Here is a 21,568-nt window from a genome sequence, read left to right on the forward strand (position 1 = left end):
CGGATAACGGTCATTTTCCATGACTGCTCCAAGATTGATCGGCTATTTCCGGGCGCGGATGCCGGCCAGGATGATGTCGGTGATCTGTTCCGCGTCCTCGCGGGTGAAGCAGCGTGGTCCTCGGCGCAGGAGCAGATGCACCGGACCGGCGAGCATTTCGGTGAGGAAATGAGCATCCATCGGCGGTAGCTCGCCGCGTTCGAACGCCTTGTCGAGTCGCTGACGCATGGTCGTCATTCGCCGTTCGTGCGCGGCATCCACGATCGCGATCACTTCCTCGCTCGCCGGGGAAGTGGCCGCGACGTTCGACAGCGCGCGCCCGCGCGGAGTGGACAGGGAATCCGCGAGGGCCACGAGGAGGTCCGCCAGATCCGTGCGGAGGTCACCGGAGTCCTTCACCGTGACGGTGTCCGCGTCGTAGGAGGAAAGTGCCTCGATCACCAGTTCGGCGCGGTCCGGCCAGTTCCGGTAGACCGTGGTCTTGTTCACCTCGGCGAGCTCGGCCACTCCCTCGTAGCGAAACCTCTCGATGCCATCCCGCGCGATGAGCTCGGCCGCGGCGGTCAGCATGCGTTCGCGCAGGCGGCCGTTCCGCCCGCCCGGACGGCGTGCCGGTGTCGCGCTTGCGGTGTCCTTGCCCGTTCTGCGGCGCTCGGTCATGCTCATGTGCTCCCGAGGTATCGCTTGCTGTCCTTGACTTACTGCGCGGAAAGCAGTCGTGTGTTGCGCTGCTCGATGTCCTCTTCCGTGGCGGGGACCATGAGATCGGCCCCACCGCTGGCGGAGGCCTGTGCCTTGTCCGAGTAGGGCCGTTGGCGCCGTTCGTATTCGGTGAACGCCCCTGCGTGGTCGCCGTCGTGCCGGGTGAGTTCTTCGGTGAGGATCCATGCTCCGGTCAGCGCCAGCGAGGTGCCGCGGCCTGCCATCGGGGTCGCGCAGTGTGCGGCGTCGCCGACGAGTACGACGCGTCCCTCGTGCCATACGGGCATGTGGATCTGAGCGATGGCGTCGAAGTACAGTTCCGGGTCCGCCTGGGCGGCGGCCAGTAGATCGGGAATTTTCCACTGCCGGTCTTCGCCGTAGAAATCGGTGAGGATGCGCTTTTGCGCGGACAGGTCGTGGTGGTCGTACTCGATGCGTTCCGAACGGAAGGTGAAGATCGCGAGCGCTTGGTCACGATACCGGCCCAGACACGCCATTCGCCCGGGCAGATTGAGGATGTGCACCGAATGCGGTGCGTTTCCCGGGACCGCCTCCGTCGGCGCGTTGCCGATCGCGACGTAGAGACCCAGATGCTTGACGAAGTCCTGTTCCGGGCCGAACACCAGTCGCCGCACGGTCGAATGCGCCCCGTCCGCGCCGACGACGATGTCGTACCGGCCCTGCTGTCCCGATTCGAACACGACGGTCACCTCGGTACCGTCGTCGGACAGGCTCCGAACGGAGTCCTCGAAACGCAGCTGCGCATCCTCGGGCAGAGCCTCCCGCAGAATCCGCATCAGGTCTTCGCGCGGAATCTCGACATCGTCGTCGGAATCGTTGGTCTCCGCCATCGGCTGCGGAGCGATCACCGAACCGTCCTCGGCGACGAACTTCGCTCCCTCGGTCATCGTGATGGAATGCTCGACGACCTCATCCAGGCATCCCATCTGTTCGATGACACCGACGGCGTCACCACGTACGTCGATCGGTGAACCATTGGTACGCAAGTGTCCGGCGCGTTCGACGATCTCGACCGTGTGCCCCGCACGAGCCAGATCGATGCCCGCACTCAACCCGGCCACCCCTGCACCACTGACCAGAATCCGCATCCCGGTCTCCTTTCCCTGGGATCCCTACCGCCACCACTATAGCAACTTTTTGTTGCTCCAGTAGTCCCCGGGTGGGTGACCCAAGGCGAGCGCCCCGGACCATCCCGCCCGGGGCGAAAGGGGAACCGCACCGCATTCGACTCGCTGGTCGAGGCTTTACCGCCTGCGGATGATGCCTGGGATTCGGGTCGCCATGCCCGCCACCCGCTCGGCACTGGCGTGGGCGTAGACCACGCAGTTGTCGACCGCGGCCGGATCGAGCGACTCGACCTGACCGGACGCACGTGCAGGTCCCACTCGGCTTCCGGGCCGCGTGGCTGCGGCGGTCGGGATCGCAGCCGCGCGGACAGGTGCGAAGTGTAGGACCGTCGGTGAGCTCCTTGCCGTCGAGCTCAGCCGTGTTCGCCGAGGATCTTGATGATGCGGCGGACCGCCTCTTCGAGTATCTCGGGCTGGGTTGCGAAATTGAGCCGGACGAAGCCGCTGCCCGCTTCGCCGTGGTCCGGGCCCGGTGCGGTGGCTACGGCCGCCTCGTCGAGCAGCAGTCGAGCCGGCCGTGCCCCGGATCCCAGGGTGCGTAGATCGAGCCAGGCGAGGTAGGTGGCGGCCGCCGGTCGGTAGACAGCCGAAAGATCGGCCTCGGCGAACAGCCTGGCGAGTAGTTTCCGGTTGTCCTCGAGGAACCGGATGGCGTTGTCCAGCCATGGCGCACCGTGCTGGAATGCGGCAGCGGAGCCGAGCATGCCGAGCGGGCTGATTCCACCGGTCGCCGCGCCGGGAAGGGTTTTCCACAGTACGCGGTCCTCCGGGTTGGTGAGCGCGATGAAGCCGCAGCGCAGGCCCGGAATGTTCCATGCCTTGGTGGCGCTGAAGAGTGTGACCGAGTGCCCGCGGGTTGTCGCATCGAGCGAGGCGTAGGGCGTGAACTCCCGCTGATACCGCACCGGTGCATGTATTTCATCGCTTATCACGCGCGCACCATGGCGGTCGATCACCGTGGCGAGCGCGCGCAGTTCGGCGGGGGTGAAGATCCGGCCGACCGGGTTCGCCGGGTGACAGAGCAGCACGCTGCCCGCCCCGGCCGCCAATGCCGAGTCGATCTGCTCGATATCGAGCTGATACTCACCGGAATCGGTGCGCATCGGGACTTCGACAGCGTGGCGACCGGCCAGTTCGATCGCACCGAAGAAGCTGCGGTAGCTCGGCGTCGGGACGACGACCGGCGATTCCGGTTCGGTGAACAGCCGGATCGAATGGGTGATGCCGCGCATCAGCTCGGGGAGCAGTCCGATGGCCGCCGGCTCTGCCGCGAGCCCATGCCGCTCGGTGAGCCAACCGGCGGCGATTTCTGGCAGATCGGAAGCCGAAGCCGGGATCGGATAGCCGACGGTCTGGCGCTGCAGGGCGTCCCGCAACGCGGCCATGATCGGCTCGGCGATCGGCAGATCCATCTCGGCGACCGTCAGATCGAGCACTTCCGGCCCGTATACCGACCACCGCTTGGTCCGGCGTTCGCGCGATCGCGCCACATCCCAATCGAGCCCGGCGTAGCGTGCTTCGGTCAACGGAGTACCTCTGCTTTCTGGGTTTGTGTTTCAGGCTCGAGCTTCGTTGATCGACCAGGAATCGGAATGCTGCGCCGCTCGCCTGGCGAGCGCTTGCCGGTACTGCACACCGGAGCGGTGGGCCAGCCACCATGTTCCGGCACTGACGGCGGTGGCGAGCACGGTATCCCACGGTGCACTGATGACTTCGATGCCGTCGAATGCGCCGAGGAAGGAAAAGGAACCGAGCAGTAAGAGCCAGCCGATCAGCCAAAAACCTTGCATCGCCGATACCGGTTCGCTTCCCCGGTGCACCCGCCTGCGCACGAGGTAGATGATGAATCCGGCCAACAACATCGGCAACGCGATCCGCACTTTCGTCCAGCCGGACCAGTACAGGATGAGTCCGGAAAGGACGAACGAGGTGAACCCGATCGGCATCGACCAGCGACCGAGCCATCCGGATCCGTGTCCCTCCGACCGATAGAGCACTGTGCTGGCCACCGAAACGACAGCGTAGCTCAGTCCGTAGAAGAAACTCAGCGAACTCGCGATCGATTCCCAGCTGCCGAAACCGAGGATGACGACAGCGCCGACCACGGCGTTGAGCAGCAAGGCGGTCCACGGCACGCCCCAACGGCGATTGACTCGGGTGAAGACGCTCGGCAGCAGCCCATTCTGCGCCGCACCGTAGGTATAGCGCGCCTTGATCGAGGTCCCCATCAGCATGCTGCCGGATGGCGAGAAGACCGCGTCGATGATCAGCACCGTGGAAAGCCAGCCCATGCCGAGCAAACCGGCGAGTTGCGCGAGCGGGGAACTGAGGTTGAGTCCATGCCAGCCCGAACCGAGCAGACCGCTCGGTGGCGAGAAGATCATCGCCGCCTGCAATGCCAGGAACAGCAACAGCGAACCACCCCACACCAGGAGGGTCGCACGCGGGACGGATTTGCGCGGATCCTTTGCCTCACCGGAAAGTACCGCCGCACCGTTGATTCCGGTGAACGCGTACACGACGCCGCCCCCGACGACGGCGCTCAGCGCCGAGGAAATACCGTACGGCGCGAAACCGCCGCCGATCCGGTAGTTGTCCGTGTCGAATCCGCTGGCGAGCAACAGGATCACGGTCACGGCAGGGACGACGAGCTTGATCGTGGTCACCACATTGTTGATCCGGGTGATGAAAACGACCCCGAAGAAGCTGGCCGTGCAGAACACCAACAGCAGTCCCGCCGCCAGTAGCCGGCCGGTCCAGCTCAGCGAATCCTCGTCGACCAGGCCGGGGATCCACCGTCCCAGATACTGTGCGACAGCGGTCGATTCGCTCGGCCCGGCGAAGATCGCCTGCAGGAGGATCGCCCAGCTGACCGCGATACCGACGAGCGGACCACTGGCCATCCGCGGCCAGCGAACATTGCCGCCGGACATCGGATTCCGGAAGGCGAGATCGATGAACACCAGGCAGACCAGAAGCGTGGCGAGTCCGCCGATCACCCAGGTGAGCAGTGCGGCGGGGCCCGCGGCTTTCGCGACGGTGTACGGGGACAATAGCCAGCCGGACCCGATCACACTGGAAAACGTGAGCATGGCAAGGGATGGCGTGCCCAGTGCGCGACGCAACCGGCGGTCGTCGGCTGCCGATACCGTCGCCGAGGAATCCTCGCCGGGTTTTTCCATGCTCATATTTCCACTATTGAATGCCGTGCAGCGTTCCGGAAGAGTGACTTTCCCTTCGGCTAGCGTTAACCTCTGCCTATGGCTGTGCCGCCGATCGACATCACGGACCTCAGCGTTTTCACCGCTGCCGCGCGTCTCGGGAGCTTCGCCGCCGCAGGGACTGATCTGCGGATGAGCGGTCCTTCGGTGAGTACCCGGCTTGCCGCGCTCGAACGTCGGCTGGGCACAACGCTTTTCGAACGCGGAGCCCGGGGCAGTGCGCTGACCCCGGAAGGAGAGCGGTTCGCGGAGTACGCCACACGATGCCTCGGCTTGCTCGACGAGGCGGTCGCGGAGCTCGGCAGCGAACGAAGCCAGCGACTCGTGCTCGCCGCGCCGGCCAGCCTCGCGTCTTCGGTTTTCCCGGCGGCGCTGACCGTGCTCGCCGGTAAACCGGTCGCGCTGCACTGCCGTGTGGCGCACAGCGACGAGGTGCTTCGCCGACTACGCGATGGCACGGCACATGCCGGATTCGTGCTGACCGGGAGCACCGAGGAGCAAGTGCGCTCGGTACGCGTCAGCCGGCCGTCGATGGTCGCCGTGTGTCCTCCGGAACACCCGCTGGCGCAACGGAAACGGCTGCGCTTCGCGGATCTGCGGGAGACTCCTGTCGTGGTCTACCGATGGGGTCCGGAAGCCGAATCGCTTGCGACGAACTTCGAACACCAGCAACGCCCAGGAAACCGGCCGGTGCACACCATCGGGCTGCCGTTGACGGCGATTCAGCTCGCCATCGACTCGGGCTACATCGCAGTCGTTCCCCGGTTCGCGGTCACGAAAGCGCAGCGCGCCGGCGAGCTTGCGGTACTGCCTCTGCCGTTGCACCAATGGAAACTGGAAATCCGCTTCGCCTACTCGCCGGCTGCGGCGAGCCGTCCCGGCGTCGCGACGCTGCTCGAACACCTCGGCGAGATCGGAACGGCCTTGGGCAACTCGCCATCGGGGCGATCCGGGTAGTTCGCCGCCAGGATCCGCGGATGAACTCGTGGCTCCACCGCGCCGATTCGTGTGCCATGATCGTGGTGTGTCGAAAACCTATGCAGTGATCTATTCGTACACCAGTGACTCCGAGTTGCGGGAGAAGACCCGGCAGGTCCACCGCGACTACCTGAGTTCGCTTGCCGATGGCACGTTGCTCGCGGCGGGTGCCTGGGCGCCTGCCGAGGATCCGGGTGGGCTGCTGATCTTCCGCTCGGCGGATCGTGCCGGTGTGCAGGCGATCGTCGATGAGGATCCCTATACGAAGGCTGGTGTCGTGGCCACTGTGGACATCCGGGAGTGGGCTCCGCCGCTCGGGCCGGTGTCCGATGCGCTCAACGGCAAGGGCAGCGCCGGTAGCTGACGCGGTGCCCTTGCCGGGACGAGCGCGGGTTTACCGGCGGTTTCCGTGTTTGCCCGGTGCGGCGCTTCCGGTGTAGTCGCCGAGGCCGGAGACGAGTCCGGCGATATCGGGTTGGTCTTCGAACCGGCGCCGGTGGACCTCGGCGATCTTCGCGCGGATCTCCGGGTCCGGGTCGTCGGTGATGTCGTAGGACACGAAGGTGTCGATGAGGGGCAGCCCGGCGCGGTCCATCGCGAGGTGTGCGGGGTGGTTCATGTACTCGGCATAGCCTTCGATGTCCTCGAGTACGGTGACCGCGCCGTAGTCGTATTCCCCGCCGATGTCGGGGCCGACGATGCGGGATTTGATGGCGGGGATGGCCTGGCTGTGCCTGCCCATCTGGTCGAGCGCGGCGGCCTTGTCCTGCTCGGAGATTCCGGGCTTCGTGGTGAACCGGATGCAGTGGTAGATCATCGGTTTTCCTTTTCTACTGGTGTTTTTCGTTCCGGTGGTCAGGCGGGGAGGAAGGCGTTGGCGTAGTCGCGGGCGAACTCGGTGACATCGCGCGCGGGGTGCCCGGTGAGCTCGGGGACGGCCGTGTCCACCTCGCCTGCTTCGCCGCGCGCGTAGTGGGCGTAGTCCTCGACGAGGCCCTCGATCTGCCATGCCGGGAGCACTCCGGCGAGGGCGGCGGCGAACTGTTCGGCGGGGGCGTCATGGAAGGTGATGTCTCGCCCGGTTTCCGCGGAGAGGGCGGCGGCGATCTGGTCGTGGGTCACCGCGCTCGGCCCGGTCAGCGTGTAGGTGTGGCCGCTGTGCCCGGGGGTGGTCAGTACGGCGGCGGCGGACTCGGCGATGTCTCTGGTGTCGATGGCGCTGACGGCCGCCTTGCCGATGGGTGCGGCGAACCAGCCCGCGGCGATGGTGCCCGCGAAGCCGAGCAGCGCCTGCAGGTAGAGGTTGGGGCGCAGCACGGTGTGGTCGAGGCCGATCCCGGCCAGGTGTGCTTCGACTTCGGCGTGCCAGCGCAGGAATCGCACCGGTGAGTCGGCGCGCGCCGCGTACTGCGAGAGCAGCACGAGCCGGCCCACCCCGGCCTGCTGCGCCAGGTCGGCGAACCGCATCTGCAACGCGGCCGCATCGGGTGCCGAAGGGCTGTTGAGGAAGACGGCGTCGACGCCGTCGAGCGCGGCGGCCACCGATTCCGGGTCGCGCAGGTCGGCGATGACGTTCCGCACGCCGGGGATACCGCGATCGGCATCGCGGGTCATGGCGCGGACGGTGACCCCGCGGGCCCGCAGTGCGGGCACGAGCGCGGATCCGACGGTTCCGGTCGCGCCGGTCACGAGCACGGTGCGGTCGGTCATAGCGGTGAAGTCGTTCATGGGAGCTGTCCTTCCGGGTTGTCGTTCAGCGCGTGGTGACCGGGGTCGGCGCTGTCCTGGTGGCGGGGATGAGGGAGATCACGAGGGCGATGAGGACGAACGTGGCTTCGCCGAGGAAGGCGGTGGTGAACCCGATGCCGCCGCTCGCGCCCGCGGCACCGATCGCGATCCCGGCCAGGGCGGCGAGCCCGACCGCGCCGCCGAGCTGCTGTGCGGCGTTGATCAGCCCGCTGAGCAGTCCCGACTCGCCTTCGGCGCTGTTGCGCACGCCCATCGCGGTCGCGTTCACGATTCCGAGCCCCATTCCGGCGCCGATCAGCAGGAACGCGCCGCACAAACTGGCCGAGAAGCCGTTCGTGGTCGGATCGAGCACCAGCCACACGAACCCGGCGAGCAGGATGACCAGCGCGAGCGGAAGCGCGTTGGTCAGGCCGATGCGCTTGGCCACCAGTGGCGCGACGACGCTGCCCACGATGATCATCCCGGCCAGCGGTAGCTGGGCCATGCCCGTCCCGAGCGGGCTCATGCCGAGCACATCCTGCTGATACTGCGGCAGGAAGAAGAACAGACTGGTCAGCGTGCCACCGAGGAGCAGGACCACGAGGTTCGCGGTGACCACGGGCTTGGTGGCGAACACGCCGAGCGGGACCAGGGGATGCGCGGAACGCCGTTCGACGAGCACGAAGGCGAACAGGCACAGCAACCCGGCCGCGATGCCGATGAGCGTGGTGGGTTCGGTCCAGCCGGTGTCGGAGGCGGAGACCATGCCGAGCGCGAGCGCGCAGATTCCCACGGTGATGGACAGCGCCCCGAGCGCGTCGAACCGGCCGGTCCGTCCCGCGGTCCGCGGTGCCCCGCGCCAGGCGATGATCGCCCCGATGAGGCCGAACGGTACCGGTGTCAGGAACACCGCCTGCCAGCCGAGCAGCTGGGTCAGCGTGCCACCGAGGAACACACCGACGAGGCTGCCCGCTCCCGCGACCGCACCCCAGACGCCCATGGCGCGGGTACGTTCGCCGGGCGTGGGATAGAGCGCGAGCACGAGGGCGAGTGCGGCGGGGACCACGGCCGCAGCCCCGATTCCCTGGCCGATCCGCCCGGCGATCAGCATCCCGCCATTGGTGGCCAGCGCACAGAACGCCGATGCCGCGAGATAGACGGCCATGCCGGTGAGGAACACCTTCCGGGCACCGAGCACATCGGCGAGCCGGCCACCGAGCAGCAGCAGACCGGCGAAGGCCACCAGGTAGCTGTCCACCACGACCGTGAGCCCGGTTGCCGTGATCTGCAGGCTCGACCGGATCGTCGGACCGGCGAGATTCACCATCGAGCTGTCGAGAATGACCAGGAACATGGCGGTCGCCAGCCCGCCCATGGTCACCCCGCGCGGCAAGCGGGGGCGGACCGTTTCCGGCGCTGCTTGATCACTCATCACGTCGTCCTCGTCCAGTCGGTATCGAGCGGTTTCGTCATGCCATGAGGATCGCGGGCAGCGGCCGTCGTTCGCGTCCGGAACAACTACGTAGTTCGGGCGTTTCCGGCTACGTAGGCCCAGTAGGGTGCCTGGCATGACCGCAGCGGCGCCGCATTCACTCGTCGGCAGGCACGAGGAAATCGGGCACCTCAGCGCATTGCTCGATGCCGCGGGCGGCGGTACAGGCGGGGTACTCGTGCTGCGCGGTGAACCGGGCATCGGCAAGAGCGCGCTGCTCGACCACGTGGCGCGGGTCGGCGCGGAGAAATTCCGGGTCATCCGCGCTTCCGGCTCGGAGTTCGAAGGGGAACTGCCGTTCGCGGCATTGCATCAGCTGTGTGTGCCGGTGCTCGGGTACCTGGACCGGGTGTCGGACTCCTACCGTGATGCGCTGATGGTCGCGTTCGGCCTGGCCGAGGGTGCGCCGGAACGGTTCCGCATCGGCCTCGCCGCGCTCGCCCTGCTCGCGGAGGCCAGCGCACAGGGGCCGCTGGTGTGCCTGGTCGACGACGCGCACTGGATGGACGCCGCCTCGGCGAAAGCGCTGACTTTCCTGGCGCGACGGATCGCGGCCGAACCGATCGCGATGATCTTCGCGGCCCGCGAGCAGGACGGCGCGGCGTGGCTCGACGAGCTGCCCGGGCTGGCGCTCGGTGGCCTGAGTCCGGTGCACGCCCGTGCGCTGCTCGCCGAGCAGCGCACCGGGACGATGGACGAGCGGGTCCGCGATCGCCTGCTCGCCGAGGCACGCGGGAACCCGCTCGCGCTGATCGAATTGCCCAAAGCAGGGGGATTCGCGCTGCCGACCCCGTCCCCGAACGCGGGGCGGATCGAGCGGAGTTTCCAGACCAGGATGGCGGGACTGCCCGAGGACGCACGGCGGCTGCTGATCCTCGCGAGCGCCGATCCGACCGGTGACTCCGGTCTGCTGTGGGCGGCCGCGCGCGGACTGGACATCGACGTCGCCGCGGCGAGCGCGGCAGCCGAGGCATCCGGGCTCGCGCGGTTCGACATGCGCGCGCGGTTCTGTCACCCGCTGGCGCGCTCGGCCGCCTACCGCAGTGCCGAACCGGAACTGCGGATTGCCGCGCATCGGGCGCTTGCCGAGGCCACCGACCCGGTCACCGCGGGCGACCGGTCGGCCTGGCACCGCGCCCAAGCCTGCACCGGGCCCGACGAACGGGTCGCGGCGGAACTGGAATCCTCGGCCGCACGCGCCCAGGCGCGCGGTGGTGTCGCCGCGGCCGCCGCGTTCCTCGAACGTGCCGCGGCACTGTCACTCGAGCACGGCAAGAAGACCGGGCGCACGCTCGCGGCGGCGCGGGCGACCCTCGACACCGGCCGGGCGCATGCCGCGGCGGACCTGCTCACCAGCATCGACACCGAGGGACTCGACGGCCCCGAACAGGCCAGGATCGAGCTGCTCCGTGGGCAGATCGCCTTCGCCGAGGGCGCGGACGGGTTCGTCCGCGGGCCGGAACTCATCCTGCGGGCGGCCGGGCGGATCGCGGATGCGGACCCGGACCGCTCGCGAACCTACTTCGTGGCGGCACTGGAGATGGGGCTCGTGGTCGGCAGGGCCGCGGGAGTGCTGGACCGGGTGCTCGACGCGGCGAGCTCGGCACCGAGACCATCCGCGGGGACCCCCGACCTCCTCGACGCACTCGTGCTGTTGAAGGCCGAGGGGCACCGGGCCGCCGTACCCGCGCTGCGCCGGGCACTCACCGGCGACGGGGCAGGCTGGGTTCAGGCGCCCGCACTGGCCGCGGTGCTCGCCGGTGAACTGTGGGACCTCGAGCTGCATGCGACCGTCACCGACTGGCTGGTGCGCACCGGGCGGGAGACGGGGGCGCCGATGACCATCCGGCTCGGCCTGTCCCAGGAAGCGTTGTCCGCGGTGCTCACCGGTGACTTCGGCAAAGCGATCGCCGCCATCGCCGAGGAAGAGGCGATCGCCGATGCCCTCGGGGACGAGGCTCAGCTCTACCCGAGGGTGTACCTGGCCGCCATGCGCGGGCGCCGAGCGGAGGTGCACGAGCTGTGCACCGAGGTGCTGGACCGGAGCACCGGACCGTTGACGGCGAACACCCACTGGGCGACGGCCGTGCTGTCCAACGGCATGGCCGACTACCGGGCCGCGTTCGAGGCGGCGAGCCGGGCCGTGGCCGGTGGCGACCTCTTCCTGACCGGCATCGCGCTGCCCGAACTGGTGGAGGCCGCGATGCGGTGCGGTGAACACACGGCAGCGGAGTCGGCGCTGGAGTCCCTGCTCGAGCGCACGGAATCCGCGGGAACCAGCTTCGCCCTCGGCGTCGCGGCCGGGACACGGGCTCTCGTCAGCGATGCGGAGCAGGACTACCGGACAGCGCTCGAGCACCTGGCGCCGAGCCCGTTCACGCTGTACCTCGCGCGGGCACACCTGCGGTACGGGGAATGGCTGCGCCGCGCGGGCCGCCGTCGCGAGGCCCGTGAACACCTGCACACCGCGCACGGACAACTCTCCGAGATCGGGCTGGAGGCGTTCGCGAAGCGGGCCGCGGAGGAAGTCCGCGCGACCGGAGAGGTGGCCCGCAGCCGCTCCGAACACACCTTCGACCGCCTGACCATGCAGGAGATGCACGTCGCCCGCCGGGTCGCGGCCGGAGCGACCTCGAAGGAAGTGGCCGAGAACCTGTTCCTCAGCCCCCGCACCGTCGAAACCCATCTGCGCAACATCTTCCGCAAGCTCGGGGTCACCTCGCGCAGGCAACTACGGGACATGCCCGGCCTTCGCTGAGCACGGAGCTGCCCCGGTGCGCAGCAGCAGCAGCGCCACCCCGAAGGCCTGTGCGACGAAGATCCCGATGAACACGGCGTACACGAGCCGAGCCGGCGCGGGCAGGTACCGCACGATCAGCCCGGAAAACAGGGCACCGATCCCGGAACTCAGCCCGGGCGCGATCGCATTGGCGCGGGTGCCGCGTTCGCGGTCGCGGTCCAGCGGCAGCGTGCCCAGCACACTTCCGGTGGCGATCCCTTGCAGGACTCGCCCGGCGAACAGCGCCACGGTGCCATCGGCTCGGCCGGACACGACCATGGCGAAGATCTGCAGGGCAAGCGCGCCCAGCAGTACCGGTATGCGGTGATCGGCGAGAACTGCCAGAGCCCGGCGCAGGTGGCCTACAGCGGCGCCGGGGCACTGAAAGCGGCCAGGAATTCCGCGCGGCGAACCGTCAGGACGGGTCGGGGTAAGCGGCGGTGGCGCGGATTTCCACGAGCAGCCCGGGGCTGGCCAGTCCGCTGACCCCGATCAGCGACCAGGTCGGGAAGGGTGGTTCGAGCAGCCGCTTCTTGGCCGCGGAGAAACCGGGCAGGTGCTGGTGAATATCGACGTGGTAGCTGGTGACGTCGACGAGCGCGGACAGGTCGAGGCCTTCCAGTCGCAGGATCTCGGCGATACGCCGGATCGCGATCTCGGTCTGTTCCTCGATGTCGTCGGGAATGCTGCCATCGGCGCGGCGGCCGATCGTGCCCGCGATGAACAGGTGCCCGTGCGAGCGAACCGCGGCGGAGTACCCGAAGTTCGCGAACGCGCTGACGGTTTTCCCGAAGACCTCGGAATCCTCGGGAACCTCGACGATGTGCTTGCTCATGGCGATTTTTCCTTTCGTTGTCACGTGCTCGGTGAATCGGGAGAGTTCAGTTGCCCCAGCGGGAAGAATGGAAGGACTGCTCCATTCGGGTCCGGCCGTAGACCTCGCGTTCCCGCAGCAGTTCGCCGGGAATCGAATAGCGGGGCGCGTTCCTCGCCGATCGCGAGGCCTGCGCGGCGATCGCGTCGACGAGCGAACCGATCATGTTCAGCCGGGGGTACACGGCGTGCACGGCATCGGCTTGCTCCTCGCTGACCGCTTCGACGTACTCGTTTCCCATCGGGCCACCGAAATCGAGCGCGATGCCTTCGCGGACGAGCAGGCACAGGGTGCCCCGGCGGTTCGCGATGCCGGTCGAGGTGTGTAAGGCGATCGCCTGCCACACCTGATCGGCTTCCACTGTGGACACTCCGTGGCCGGTGAGGAATTCGGCGGCGCGATCGGCGCCTTCGACCTCGAAACGCTGCTGGTGCGGGCTGTCCGCGGCGACGCCGAGATCGTGCATCGCGCAGGCGGTGAACAGCAGATCGTCGTTGTAGTCGCTGCCCGCGGACAGGCCGAGATGACCTGCCAGCAGCCGGGCGAACAGGTAACTGCGGATGCTGTGGTTGAACATCGGCGGCGTGTGTGCCGGGCGGATCAGCTCCACCACGGCCTCGGCCAACGGTGTACCGGGCAGTGCGATCGAGTCGCTGGCCCCCGCAGCGGGCGTCTCATGGGTCGGTGCTGGCATGACTTCAGCGTGACCGATGCCCTCGTGAACTGGTGATAGGCAAAAATGCCCCGGGTCGATAGAATATTGCCATGACGGTTCACCGGATCGCGATCCTCGCCCTCGACGGGGTCATGCCCCTCGATCTGGCGATCCCGGCACAGATCTTCGCCCCTCGGCCCGAGACCCCGTACGAGACGACCGTGCACACCTTCGGCGCGACAACGCGAACTACCGGAGGCTTCGCGGTAGTCACCGAGGCGGACCCGGAACAACTGCGCCAGGCCGACACCGTGATCGTGCCCGGCTCCGAGCCGCCCAGCCGTCAGCCCGAAGCCATGCTCAGCGCGCTGGCCGAGGCGCACGAACAGGGCAAGCGGATCGTGTCGATCTGCACGGGTGCCTTCGCACTGGCCACCGCGGGCGTACTGGACGGGTTGCGCGCCACCACCCACTGGCAGTACATCGACCGGTTCGAACGCGAATTCCCCGCCGTGTCAGTGGATCGCGATGTGCTCTACATCGACGAGGGCCAGGTCCTCACCTCGGCCGGGGTGTGCTGCGGCATCGACCTGTGCCTGCACATCGTGCGCCGCGATCTCGGGGCAGTGGTGGCCAACCGGATCGCCCGCGGCCTCGTCGCCGCCCCGCACCGTGAAGGCGGACAGGCCCAGTACGTTCCCGCTCCCGTCGCGGTGGCCGACGAGGCATCGTTGTCCGACACCCGCGAATGGGCCATGCACCGCCTCGGTGAGCCGATCACCCTGCGCCAGCTCGCCCGGCACGCGGGTTTGTCCCAGCGCACCCTCATCCGCCGGTTCGCGGAGGAAACCGGCACGACCCCCTTGCAGTGGCTGCTCGACGCGCGTCTGGGCCGGGCGCGCGAACTGCTGGAGACCACCGAGCAGCCGATAGACCACGTGGCGCGCGACTGCGGACTCGGCACGGCCGCCAATCTGCGACTGCACTTCCGGCGCGCGCTGAACACCACTCCCACCGCCTATCGGCACACCTTCAAGAGCTGACCGGCGGCATCGGCCAGGACTCACCGGGCAAACCAGCGCAAAACCGGTCCGAGAATGTCTCGATCGGTGTTCGCCCTGTTACGTTCGGAGTATGCTTCCACCTGCGGACGACGACCCGGCCGACCCGAACATCATCATCCGGTTCGGCAGACACCGGCTGCACATCATCGATGTGTTCGAGACGCTGAGCATCATCAACGATGCGCTGATCGCGATCGAATTCCTCATCGGCAGCATCTTCTTCTTCGGCCCCGACCACGATCCCGGCGTGTGGCTGTTCGTGGTCGGCAGCATCCAGCTCGCCGTGCGGCCGGCCCTTCGCCTTTCCCGGCGGCTCACCCTGCGCCGCATGGGACGGCGCACCGAGGGCGTGCACGTTCGCTGGCAGCGCCAGCAGGAGGAGTTCTGAGCATGCCCGGCCCGCGCTATCGCCGGTATCCCGCCGGGTCCATGTTGAACGCGAGGTCGATCGCGACCGGCGAGACGACGGCCATGGTTGCCAGCGGTTGCGGCAGCCGCGCGGAAAGCTCGAGCACATACCGGCCGACCGTCCGCGCATCGCGCACCAGCGGACGCCAGCGGGAGTAACCGCCCAGTTTCACGAACCGGCCGAGGGCGTTCCCGGACTGGTCGGCGAGGTCGAACTGTTCGAGCCGGGTCCCGGTCGAGCGCAGTTTCCCCGTGATGGAACCGTGGCTGGTGATGGCGAAGCTGACCTTGCCGAGCACGTTCTTCTGGGCGAACCGGCCGATCTCCCCGCCGTCCGGGCCGGTCACGCTGACCTTGCTCTTCCACACCTTCCGGTGTGTCAGCGAGGCCCACGGCCGCCCCTGTGGATCGCGGAACTCCATGGTTTCGGTGGTGTTCTTCCTGATCGCCTCGTTCAGCGGCGTCTCGGCGATGTCGTAGGACTCGATCTGTTCCACGCACTCGGCGAGCAGGGCGCCGCCCGCGGAGTACAGCCGGTACAGATAACCGGACCGGTCCATGGAGATCTGGTCGACGATCACGACCGGTTCACCGAAAACGGTCCCGTCGCCGTAGCGCGGCGCGATTCCGCTCTCGCTGAGCATCGCGGCGATCTCGTTCCGGTCGGAATACTCGCCCGTGGCGTTCTCCGGCATGCGCGACCCCGCTCTTTTCGGTTCTGTACTCGGCGTTTCGCGCAGTATACCGGCATATCGGGCAGATCTGGCCGCTATCCCGGTTCGGTCACCTCGACACTGGTGCGGAACCAGGCGTTGTTGCCGTATCCCTTGGGATTCCACAGTTCCGCCTGTGCGCGGGGTTGCTCGTTGTCCGCGCTGTCCCGGGCGCGGCAGATGATTTCGGTGTGGCCGCGGTGGAGTTCCGCGGTGATCTGCCACCGGCACCAGGTCCAGGCGTTCGGCGGCGTGTCGAGCTCGGCTTGCCGCCAGGTCCGGCCACCGTCGACCGAAACCTCCACTTCCGCGATCCGGTTTCCCTCGCACGGTAAGGCGTAGCCGGTGATCGTGTGGCTGCCCGCGGCCAGCCGGTCGCCGTCGCCTGGCTGGAGTACGGCGGAGTTGACCGGCATCGGGCCGAGGGCCCCGTGCGGTCCCGGTTCGGCATCGGTCGGATCGATGTCCCGGCCGAGTATCCGGTAGGCCAGTGACTGGAAGAAGTTCGCGGAGGGCTCGGCGGCAACCGTGATGTGGTCGACCCATTTCACGCTGCGGGCGCCGATGTACCCGGGTACCACGACCCGTACCGGCGCTCCGTGCACCGGGGGCAGTGGGTTCCCGTTCATCGTCAAGGCGAGCAGCACTTCGGACTGTCTGGCCTTGGTCAGCGGGATCGAGGCGCCGAACCGTTGGGGTGGTTCGGCTTCCGGTGCGATGTCCGGGGCGGCGAAGGCGATGTGCCCGGCGCTGTCCCGTACACCGGCGGCCTCGAGTACCTCGGTCAGCCGAACCCCTTTCCACACCGCGGTGGATGTGGCTCCCGCTCCCCACGGATGGCCGGGGATATCCCCGATACGTTGTAACCCGGAACGGCGATTGCCCGCGCACTGCAGTGTGGCCACGACCTCGTGCTGGGTGAACCGCTCGCGCAGGTCTTCGAGGGACAGCCGCAGTGGCCGCCGCACCAGCCCGTCCACCACGATCCGCCAGCCGTCCTCGTCCCCTTCCGGGACCGGGCCGTGATTGCGTACGTAGAAGGCATCGGCCCCGGTCAGCCTCGACTCGGCGAGCGCGGCCGACGGTGATTCGGCGTTGAACGGTTCGTGCTCGTAGACCAGCATGTCGGCGCGTTTGTCCCAGCTGTTCGTCTGCATCCCATCGCCCCTTCACGGTGTTCGGGTGATACCGATGGTGCTGTGGTTGGTGCATCTGCCGGTAGAGCGAAACCACGATCGATCATAATGTTGCGCTATGTCCGAATTGGGGGCTCGAGGTCCGAATCCGTCCGTGGACCGGACCGGCATCCGTGCGCTGGAGATACTGCTGACCGTGGACCGCTACGGTAGCATCACCCGCGCCGCCGAGGCGCTCGAGCTGAGCCAGCCGACGGTCAGTGCCACCCTGCGCAGGCTCGAGCGGCATCTCGGGTTCGCCGTGGTGAACCGCACCGCGTCCGGATCGCAGCTGACCGAGCCGGGAACCGCGGCGGCCCGCTGGGCGCGCGAGGTCGTCGCCGCGTCCGACCGCTTCGAGACCGGGGTCGCCACACTGCGCGAGCGGGCCACGGGATCCCTCACGGTGGCCGCGAGCATGACGATCGCCGAGTACCTGGTTCCGGTGTGGTTGTCCGCGCTGCACGGCCGACGGCACACCACGGCGACCTCCCTGCGGGTCTGCAACTCCGAGGAAGTGATGCGCTCGGTGCTCACCGGGACCACGGACATCGGTTTCGTGGAAAGCCCGGAGATCTCCGGAGGCCTGCGTCATCGCACGGTCGGCCACGATGAGCTGCTCGTGGTGGTGGCTCGGACGCATCGGTGGGCGCGGCTCAAGCGCGCGCTCTCGCCCGCGGACCTGATCGAGGCCCGGCTGCTGGTGCGTGAACCCGGTTCCGGAACGCGGGACACCCTCGAGCGCGCGCTGGCCACCGTGGGCTGGTCACTGCCTGCCCCGGCCACGGTGCTCGGTTCCACCGCCGCGATCAAGACCGCACTGCACGACGGCGAGAGTGTGGGCGTGCTCAGCGATCTCGCCGTGCATTCCGAGTTGCACAGCGGCGAACTGTGCCGGATCGAGGTCGAGGGCCTCGATCTGCGCCGGGCACTGCGCATCGTGTGGCCCGCGCGCACTCCGTTGAGCGAGGTGAGTTCCGCGCTGTACCGGGCGGCCCTGCGTACCCCGTCGACGAACCGGGCACGGCCGGGCGGCTAGGTTCCGTGGCGGCCGTCCTCGACGCGGTAGATGATCGCGTCGCGGTTCCGGTAGATCGGGTGCAGTTCACGCACCCGGTCGAGGTGCCGGAGGCCGTGCGCACGCTGATTGGTATCGCGCACGAAGCCTTTCTCCACCATGAGGTACTTGACGTTCAGCTGCCGCACGGCGGATCGGACCCGCGCGTCGGTGTCGTACTCGTCGAAGTGGTCCATCAGGAGGCTGGGTGCGGCACCCACCTGGTTGTCGCCGAAGTGCCCGGCCACCGGATGTGCGCCCGAGATCGCGTACATCCACGCGGAACCGTCGTATCGATCGTTCATGACTTTCTCGTTCGGCCGCACTATCGAGCGAAGGTGTTCCATGGCCCGGTATTCGAGATTGGTGACCGTCGGGCCGTTTCCGTACCGGAACGCGATCGCCGCCGCGTTGACGGAATGGTAGAACCCTTTGGTCAGCACGAAGAAAGCCAGGAACACCACGGAGAACGCGATAGCGAACGCCGCGCGCCGCAGCGCGTTCACCTTCCGGAGCAGCGCCGCGATCGCGGTCCCCGTCTCGGTCAGTCCGTGCCCCGCGACCAGGGAGAGCGGAAGCACGGCGAGCGCGAGGAGCCGGTACTGGTCGTTCCACCACGGCCTGCTGAGCGCGACCACGAGAGCGCTGCCGTTGTAGGACATGGTCAGGATGAAAAGGCAGGCGAAGATGAGTGAGCCGCCGAGAATCCACCGCGCACCGCGGAGTTTCCTGAACCGGATCAGCCCGATCCACAGTGGAATCGCCAGCCAGATCTGCGGGTGTGCGCTGAGAAACTGGTAGGTCAGCAACGATCCGAGGGACTGGCTGAACGGGAAGTGTTTGTCCCAGGTGATTCCGGGGGCTTCGGCGGCGTTGCCGAGCAGGCCGCTGATGAACGGCAGGGAGATCACGATACTGGCCACACCGGCTATCGCCAGGAGACCCAGCTCCCGCCAGGTTCGCCGGGGTGTCCTCAGCCAGCGCCCGAGCAGGATGGGCAGCAGATACAGGACCCCGGTGAACAAGCCGGAGGGTTGCAGGGTGAGCAGTCCTATCGCCGCGAGCACGAGCGCCGCGCCGATGCCGATCCGGCGCTCGTCCAGCAACATCACCGCGAGCAGCACGAAGACCAGGCTCAGGATGCTCGCTATCTCGAACGGGGTCAGCGGTCCCCGCCACAGCTGGTCGTAAATCACCGAAACCGAACTCACGGCGACCAGCACCGTGAACGAACAGGTCAGGGCGCGAACCCGGAACCGGTGCAGCAAGGCGACCATGGCAAGGGCGAGCATGGCGGGAAGAAGCGCCATCTGGGCGTTCATCACGATGTTGACCGGTGCGCCGGTCAGATCGTAAACCGTGGCGGCGACCAGGTGATAGGCGTTCGGGTAGAAAGTGCCGCCCGTTTCGTACCAGTTGATCATCCCCATACCGGTGAAACTGCCGTCACCGGTATCGGCGATGTAGCGGATCCCGTTCGCATGAAACGGTGCGTCCCAGTCCTGTGGCAGATGTGTCAGCCCGCCGGTGCCCAGCGCGATGATCACCGCCCCGGCCACCGAGGCGATGGCCACCCCGGCGATCGCGATCCACTGATCCCGGCGCTGCCAGCGAGCCGCGCCGCCGAGCGGTTCATCCCGGCCCCGCCACACCCGGCGCAGCAGGTAGGCGAGGACCGTGAGGACGAGTGTCGAGCCGCAGTACGTCCAGGTGCCCCAAGGGATCCCCAGCCACGTGGTCAGCGGTCCGCACAGTCCCGCGACGGCGTAACCCAGCAGCGGGGCCGCGGCAGCCAGCGGCCACCCCCGGAGCCCGGTGCCGCGGCCCAAGACCAGGCCCGGTCCCCAGATCATGAGGACGTTCGCGAGACCGGCCAGAACCACGAGGCCATAGCTATCGTTCAGTGACATCTGCTCAATCGATCGAAGGAACGCACAATGCGGCGATCCTAGCGAGGTCGGCAGATTCCGTTACGCTCGACCAGTTCCGGCTTTACGCCACCGGAAAGAGTGAGTGATCCTCCGATGAATATCACCAACGGTGGTGGTTCGGCGAATGGCTTATCACTCGACAGTGTTCGGGTTCGATCGTCGAGGAGTCACGCCCGCCTGAGCACCGGGACCAGAACCACCACCAGCGCCAGGACGCCGGTGGCCATGCAGCCGATCTTCGGGCCGCCTTCGGCTTGCCGCTGCCGTTGCCGCATCCGGCGCTTTTTCCGTGCGGATGGCGACATCCTCATGGTGGCCGCCGGATCGAAGCCGGGGTTCATGCTGGCGCACTGCATGCCTGGTAGCTCAGCACGATCTGGTTTCCCTGTCCAGGCGGTACGCCGGAAAAACTAGGTCCATCACTAATGACGAATTCGGCCCATTCCGGAATTGGCGGAACACTTTCTCCCGATTCGCCCGTACGCGCGGCACCGAAATGTGGTGTGTCGACCGGCCCGGGCTGTGCGAGCATGCGACGATGGCAGACCTTGGCGAGCTGACCGGCGCGACCGAGACGGCGCTCATCGTCCCGGTGCCCGCCGTGGAGCCGGTGGTGCGGCCACATCGGCGGGCCCTCGACCATTCGGCGCAGTGGGGAGTTCCGGCGCACGTCACCGTCCTGTACCCGTTCCGGGCCCCGGCTCGGGTGACCGAACAGGTCATCGACGAGGTGAGCGCGTGCGTGACCACGATTCCCGCCTTCGAATGCGTGTTCTCGCGGGTCGCGTGGTTCGGGCAGGACGTCGTCTGGCTCGCTCCCGAACCGGACGCGCCCTTCCGGGCACTCACCGCGGCCGTATGGAACCGGTTTCCGGACTGTCCGCCGTATGCGGGCGCGCACTCCGACCCGGTACCTCATCTGACCATCGGCAGCACGCGCCGCGCGCGCCCCGCTCAGCTACGGCTCGCCGCCGCCGAGGTGGCCGGGGAACTGCCGGTACGCGCGCGGGTCCGCCGGATGCGATTGATCGCCGGAACGGATGCGCCGGATTCCTGGCGCACGGTGGCCCGGTTCGAGTTGCCGGGTCAAGAGCACACCTGAGCGGGAATACCGCGCCAGCTGGTTCCGGTTTCCAGAGGAATCTCTGGCCCGAGCCGCATGCCGGGAGCCAGAACTCCTACTCCAAGGACAAGGTCGAGAACGATATGAAAACGGCGGTGTGCGGCGGCAAGACCACCCTGGACAAGGCCCAGCACGCCATGCTCACCGACTGGACCACCGCCGAGCACGCGGCCGGTATCGGCTGAACCGCTCCGGTGCTCACATCCACTGCACGCCGTCGACCTCGTGCTCGCGCACCCGGAACGCGATCATCCGGCGCAGCAACTCGGTCGGCACCGGCTCGCCATAGGGGAGCTTGACCGAGCCCTTGCCCGTGCTGAACCCGGTCAGCTCCGCGGCGAAGGCCGCGCGGGTGCTCGGGGTGAAGGTGAAGTTGGCGTGCTTGGCGTGCCCGCTGATCACGAACAGAATCGTCCCGGACTGGTGGTGCCACGCGGGTGCGCCCCATTTGATGGCCACGTGCGCCTCGGGGACGGCCTCGTCGGCGAGCGCGCGCAATCGGTCGAGCAGTTCCCTGGCG

Annotated in this window: 23 protein-coding genes; 7 read left to right on the forward strand and 16 right to left on the reverse strand. The window is 67.8% G+C overall.

The window, feature by feature from the left end; all coding sequences use genetic code 11:
* Positions 1-42 precede the first annotated feature (42 nt).
* The 5 genes from AD72_RS28225 to AD72_RS28240 all read right to left on the reverse strand — a co-directional run bounded on the left by AD72_RS28225 (position 43) and on the right by AD72_RS28240 (position 5,038).
* Positions 43-666 carry a TetR/AcrR family transcriptional regulator gene (locus AD72_RS28225; protein ID WP_231645005.1) on the reverse strand — a complete coding sequence of 208 codons (624 nt, stop codon included), beginning with the start codon at positions 664-666 and terminating at the stop codon, positions 43-45.
* Positions 667-698: 32 nt separating this feature from the next.
* Positions 699-1,811, reverse strand: a complete 1,113-nt coding sequence (locus AD72_RS28230) for an FAD-dependent monooxygenase (protein WP_031469659.1) — start codon at positions 1,809-1,811, stop codon at positions 699-701.
* Between the two features lie 156 nt (positions 1,812-1,967).
* Positions 1,968-2,108 (reverse strand): hypothetical protein, encoded by a 141-nt coding sequence (locus tag AD72_RS35995; RefSeq protein WP_197285100.1) that lies wholly within the window; start codon positions 2,106-2,108, stop codon positions 1,968-1,970.
* 95 nt (positions 2,109-2,203) lie between these two features.
* The gene (locus tag AD72_RS28235) at positions 2,204-3,376 is read right to left on the reverse strand and encodes a MalY/PatB family protein (protein WP_051899110.1); all 1,173 of its coding nucleotides are present in this window, start codon (positions 3,374-3,376) and stop codon (positions 2,204-2,206) included.
* A 30-nt stretch (positions 3,377-3,406) separates the two neighbouring features.
* Positions 3,407-5,038 (reverse strand): APC family permease, encoded by a 1,632-nt coding sequence (locus AD72_RS28240; protein ID WP_082469200.1) that lies wholly within the window; start codon positions 5,036-5,038, stop codon positions 3,407-3,409.
* Between the two features lie 72 nt (positions 5,039-5,110).
* Between AD72_RS28240 and AD72_RS28245 the strand changes: the two genes are divergently transcribed.
* A complete protein-coding gene (locus AD72_RS28245; protein ID WP_031469662.1) occupies positions 5,111-6,028 on the forward strand; it encodes a LysR family transcriptional regulator in 918 nt (305 codons plus the stop codon).
* A 67-nt stretch (positions 6,029-6,095) separates the two neighbouring features.
* Complete coding sequence (locus AD72_RS28250) at positions 6,096-6,413, forward strand: YciI family protein (RefSeq protein WP_031469663.1); 318 nt, start codon at positions 6,096-6,098, stop codon at positions 6,411-6,413.
* Positions 6,414-6,443: 30 nt separating this feature from the next.
* Here AD72_RS28250 and AD72_RS28255 read toward each other — a convergent pair whose 3' ends face one another.
* Genes AD72_RS28255 through AD72_RS28265 form a run of 3 tightly spaced genes read right to left on the reverse strand, consistent with a single transcriptional unit; the run spans position 6,444 to position 9,209 of the window.
* A complete protein-coding gene (locus AD72_RS28255; RefSeq protein WP_031469664.1) occupies positions 6,444-6,866 on the reverse strand; it encodes a Dabb family protein in 423 nt (140 codons plus the stop codon).
* A 38-nt stretch (positions 6,867-6,904) separates the two neighbouring features.
* Complete coding sequence (locus AD72_RS28260; RefSeq protein ID WP_231645006.1) at positions 6,905-7,777, reverse strand: SDR family oxidoreductase; 873 nt, start codon at positions 7,775-7,777, stop codon at positions 6,905-6,907.
* A gap of 25 nt (positions 7,778-7,802) precedes the next feature.
* On the reverse strand, positions 7,803-9,209 hold the full coding sequence (locus AD72_RS28265; protein WP_031469666.1) for an MFS transporter: 1,407 nt from the start codon (positions 9,207-9,209) through the stop codon (positions 7,803-7,805).
* 136 nt (positions 9,210-9,345) lie between these two features.
* On the opposite strand from AD72_RS28265, the gene AD72_RS28270 reads away from it, so the two are divergent.
* On the forward strand, positions 9,346-12,027 hold the full coding sequence (locus AD72_RS28270) for a helix-turn-helix transcriptional regulator (protein ID WP_031469667.1): 2,682 nt from the start codon (positions 9,346-9,348) through the stop codon (positions 12,025-12,027).
* Here the strand turns inward: AD72_RS28270 and AD72_RS28275 are convergent.
* From AD72_RS28275 to AD72_RS28285, 3 genes are all read right to left on the reverse strand, one after another.
* Positions 12,001-12,321, reverse strand: a complete 321-nt coding sequence (locus AD72_RS28275) for a hypothetical protein (protein WP_156365405.1) — start codon at positions 12,319-12,321, stop codon at positions 12,001-12,003. The genes AD72_RS28270 and AD72_RS28275 overlap by 27 nt on opposite strands.
* 142 nt (positions 12,322-12,463) lie before the next feature.
* Positions 12,464-12,883 carry a RidA family protein gene (locus tag AD72_RS28280; RefSeq protein ID WP_031469669.1) on the reverse strand — a complete coding sequence of 140 codons (420 nt, stop codon included), beginning with the start codon at positions 12,881-12,883 and terminating at the stop codon, positions 12,464-12,466.
* A 46-nt stretch (positions 12,884-12,929) separates the two neighbouring features.
* Positions 12,930-13,616, reverse strand: a complete 687-nt coding sequence (locus AD72_RS28285; RefSeq protein ID WP_031469670.1) for an HD domain-containing protein — start codon at positions 13,614-13,616, stop codon at positions 12,930-12,932.
* 71 nt (positions 13,617-13,687) lie between these two features.
* Here AD72_RS28285 and AD72_RS28290 point away from each other — a divergent pair, with 71 nt between their 5' ends.
* Both AD72_RS28290 and AD72_RS28295 read left to right on the forward strand, forming a co-directional pair.
* A complete protein-coding gene (locus tag AD72_RS28290; protein WP_031469671.1) occupies positions 13,688-14,620 on the forward strand; it encodes a GlxA family transcriptional regulator in 933 nt (310 codons plus the stop codon).
* Between the two features lie 91 nt (positions 14,621-14,711).
* Positions 14,712-15,029, forward strand: a complete 318-nt coding sequence (locus AD72_RS28295; RefSeq protein WP_051899112.1) for a YrhK family protein — start codon at positions 14,712-14,714, stop codon at positions 15,027-15,029.
* Positions 15,030-15,045: 16 nt separating this feature from the next.
* Here AD72_RS28295 and AD72_RS28300 read toward each other — a convergent pair whose 3' ends face one another.
* A complete protein-coding gene (locus tag AD72_RS28300) occupies positions 15,046-15,744 on the reverse strand; it encodes a hypothetical protein (protein ID WP_031469673.1) in 699 nt (232 codons plus the stop codon).
* Positions 15,745-15,818: 74 nt separating this feature from the next.
* Positions 15,819-16,919 (reverse strand): sulfite oxidase, encoded by a 1,101-nt coding sequence (locus AD72_RS28305; RefSeq protein ID WP_031469674.1) that lies wholly within the window; start codon positions 16,917-16,919, stop codon positions 15,819-15,821.
* A 97-nt stretch (positions 16,920-17,016) separates the two neighbouring features.
* Here AD72_RS28305 and AD72_RS28310 point away from each other — a divergent pair, with 97 nt between their 5' ends.
* Positions 17,017-17,976 (forward strand): LysR family transcriptional regulator, encoded by a 960-nt coding sequence (locus AD72_RS28310; RefSeq protein ID WP_063890811.1) that lies wholly within the window; start codon positions 17,017-17,019, stop codon positions 17,974-17,976.
* On the opposite strand, the gene AD72_RS28315 is transcribed toward AD72_RS28310, so the two are convergent.
* Both AD72_RS28315 and AD72_RS28320 read right to left on the reverse strand, forming a co-directional pair.
* The gene (locus AD72_RS28315; protein WP_031469676.1) at positions 17,973-19,904 is read right to left on the reverse strand and encodes a DUF6541 family protein; all 1,932 of its coding nucleotides are present in this window, start codon (positions 19,902-19,904) and stop codon (positions 17,973-17,975) included. The genes AD72_RS28310 and AD72_RS28315 overlap by 4 nt on opposite strands.
* Positions 19,905-20,092: 188 nt before the next feature.
* Positions 20,093-20,266 carry a hypothetical protein gene (locus tag AD72_RS28320; RefSeq protein WP_156365406.1) on the reverse strand — a complete coding sequence of 58 codons (174 nt, stop codon included), beginning with the start codon at positions 20,264-20,266 and terminating at the stop codon, positions 20,093-20,095.
* 197 nt (positions 20,267-20,463) lie between these two features.
* On the opposite strand from AD72_RS28320, the gene AD72_RS28325 reads away from it, so the two are divergent.
* Complete coding sequence (locus AD72_RS28325) at positions 20,464-21,027, forward strand: 2'-5' RNA ligase family protein (protein ID WP_031469678.1); 564 nt, start codon at positions 20,464-20,466, stop codon at positions 21,025-21,027.
* Positions 21,028-21,246: 219 nt separating this feature from the next.
* Here AD72_RS28325 and AD72_RS28330 read toward each other — a convergent pair.
* Positions 21,247-21,568: iron chaperone (locus AD72_RS28330; protein ID WP_031469679.1), on the reverse strand; the 322-nt coding region annotated here is incomplete at its 5' end.

The organism is Sciscionella sediminilitoris (assembly GCF_000737195.2).
Taxonomy (GTDB): domain Bacteria; phylum Actinomycetota; class Actinomycetes; order Mycobacteriales; family Pseudonocardiaceae; genus Sciscionella; species Sciscionella sediminilitoris.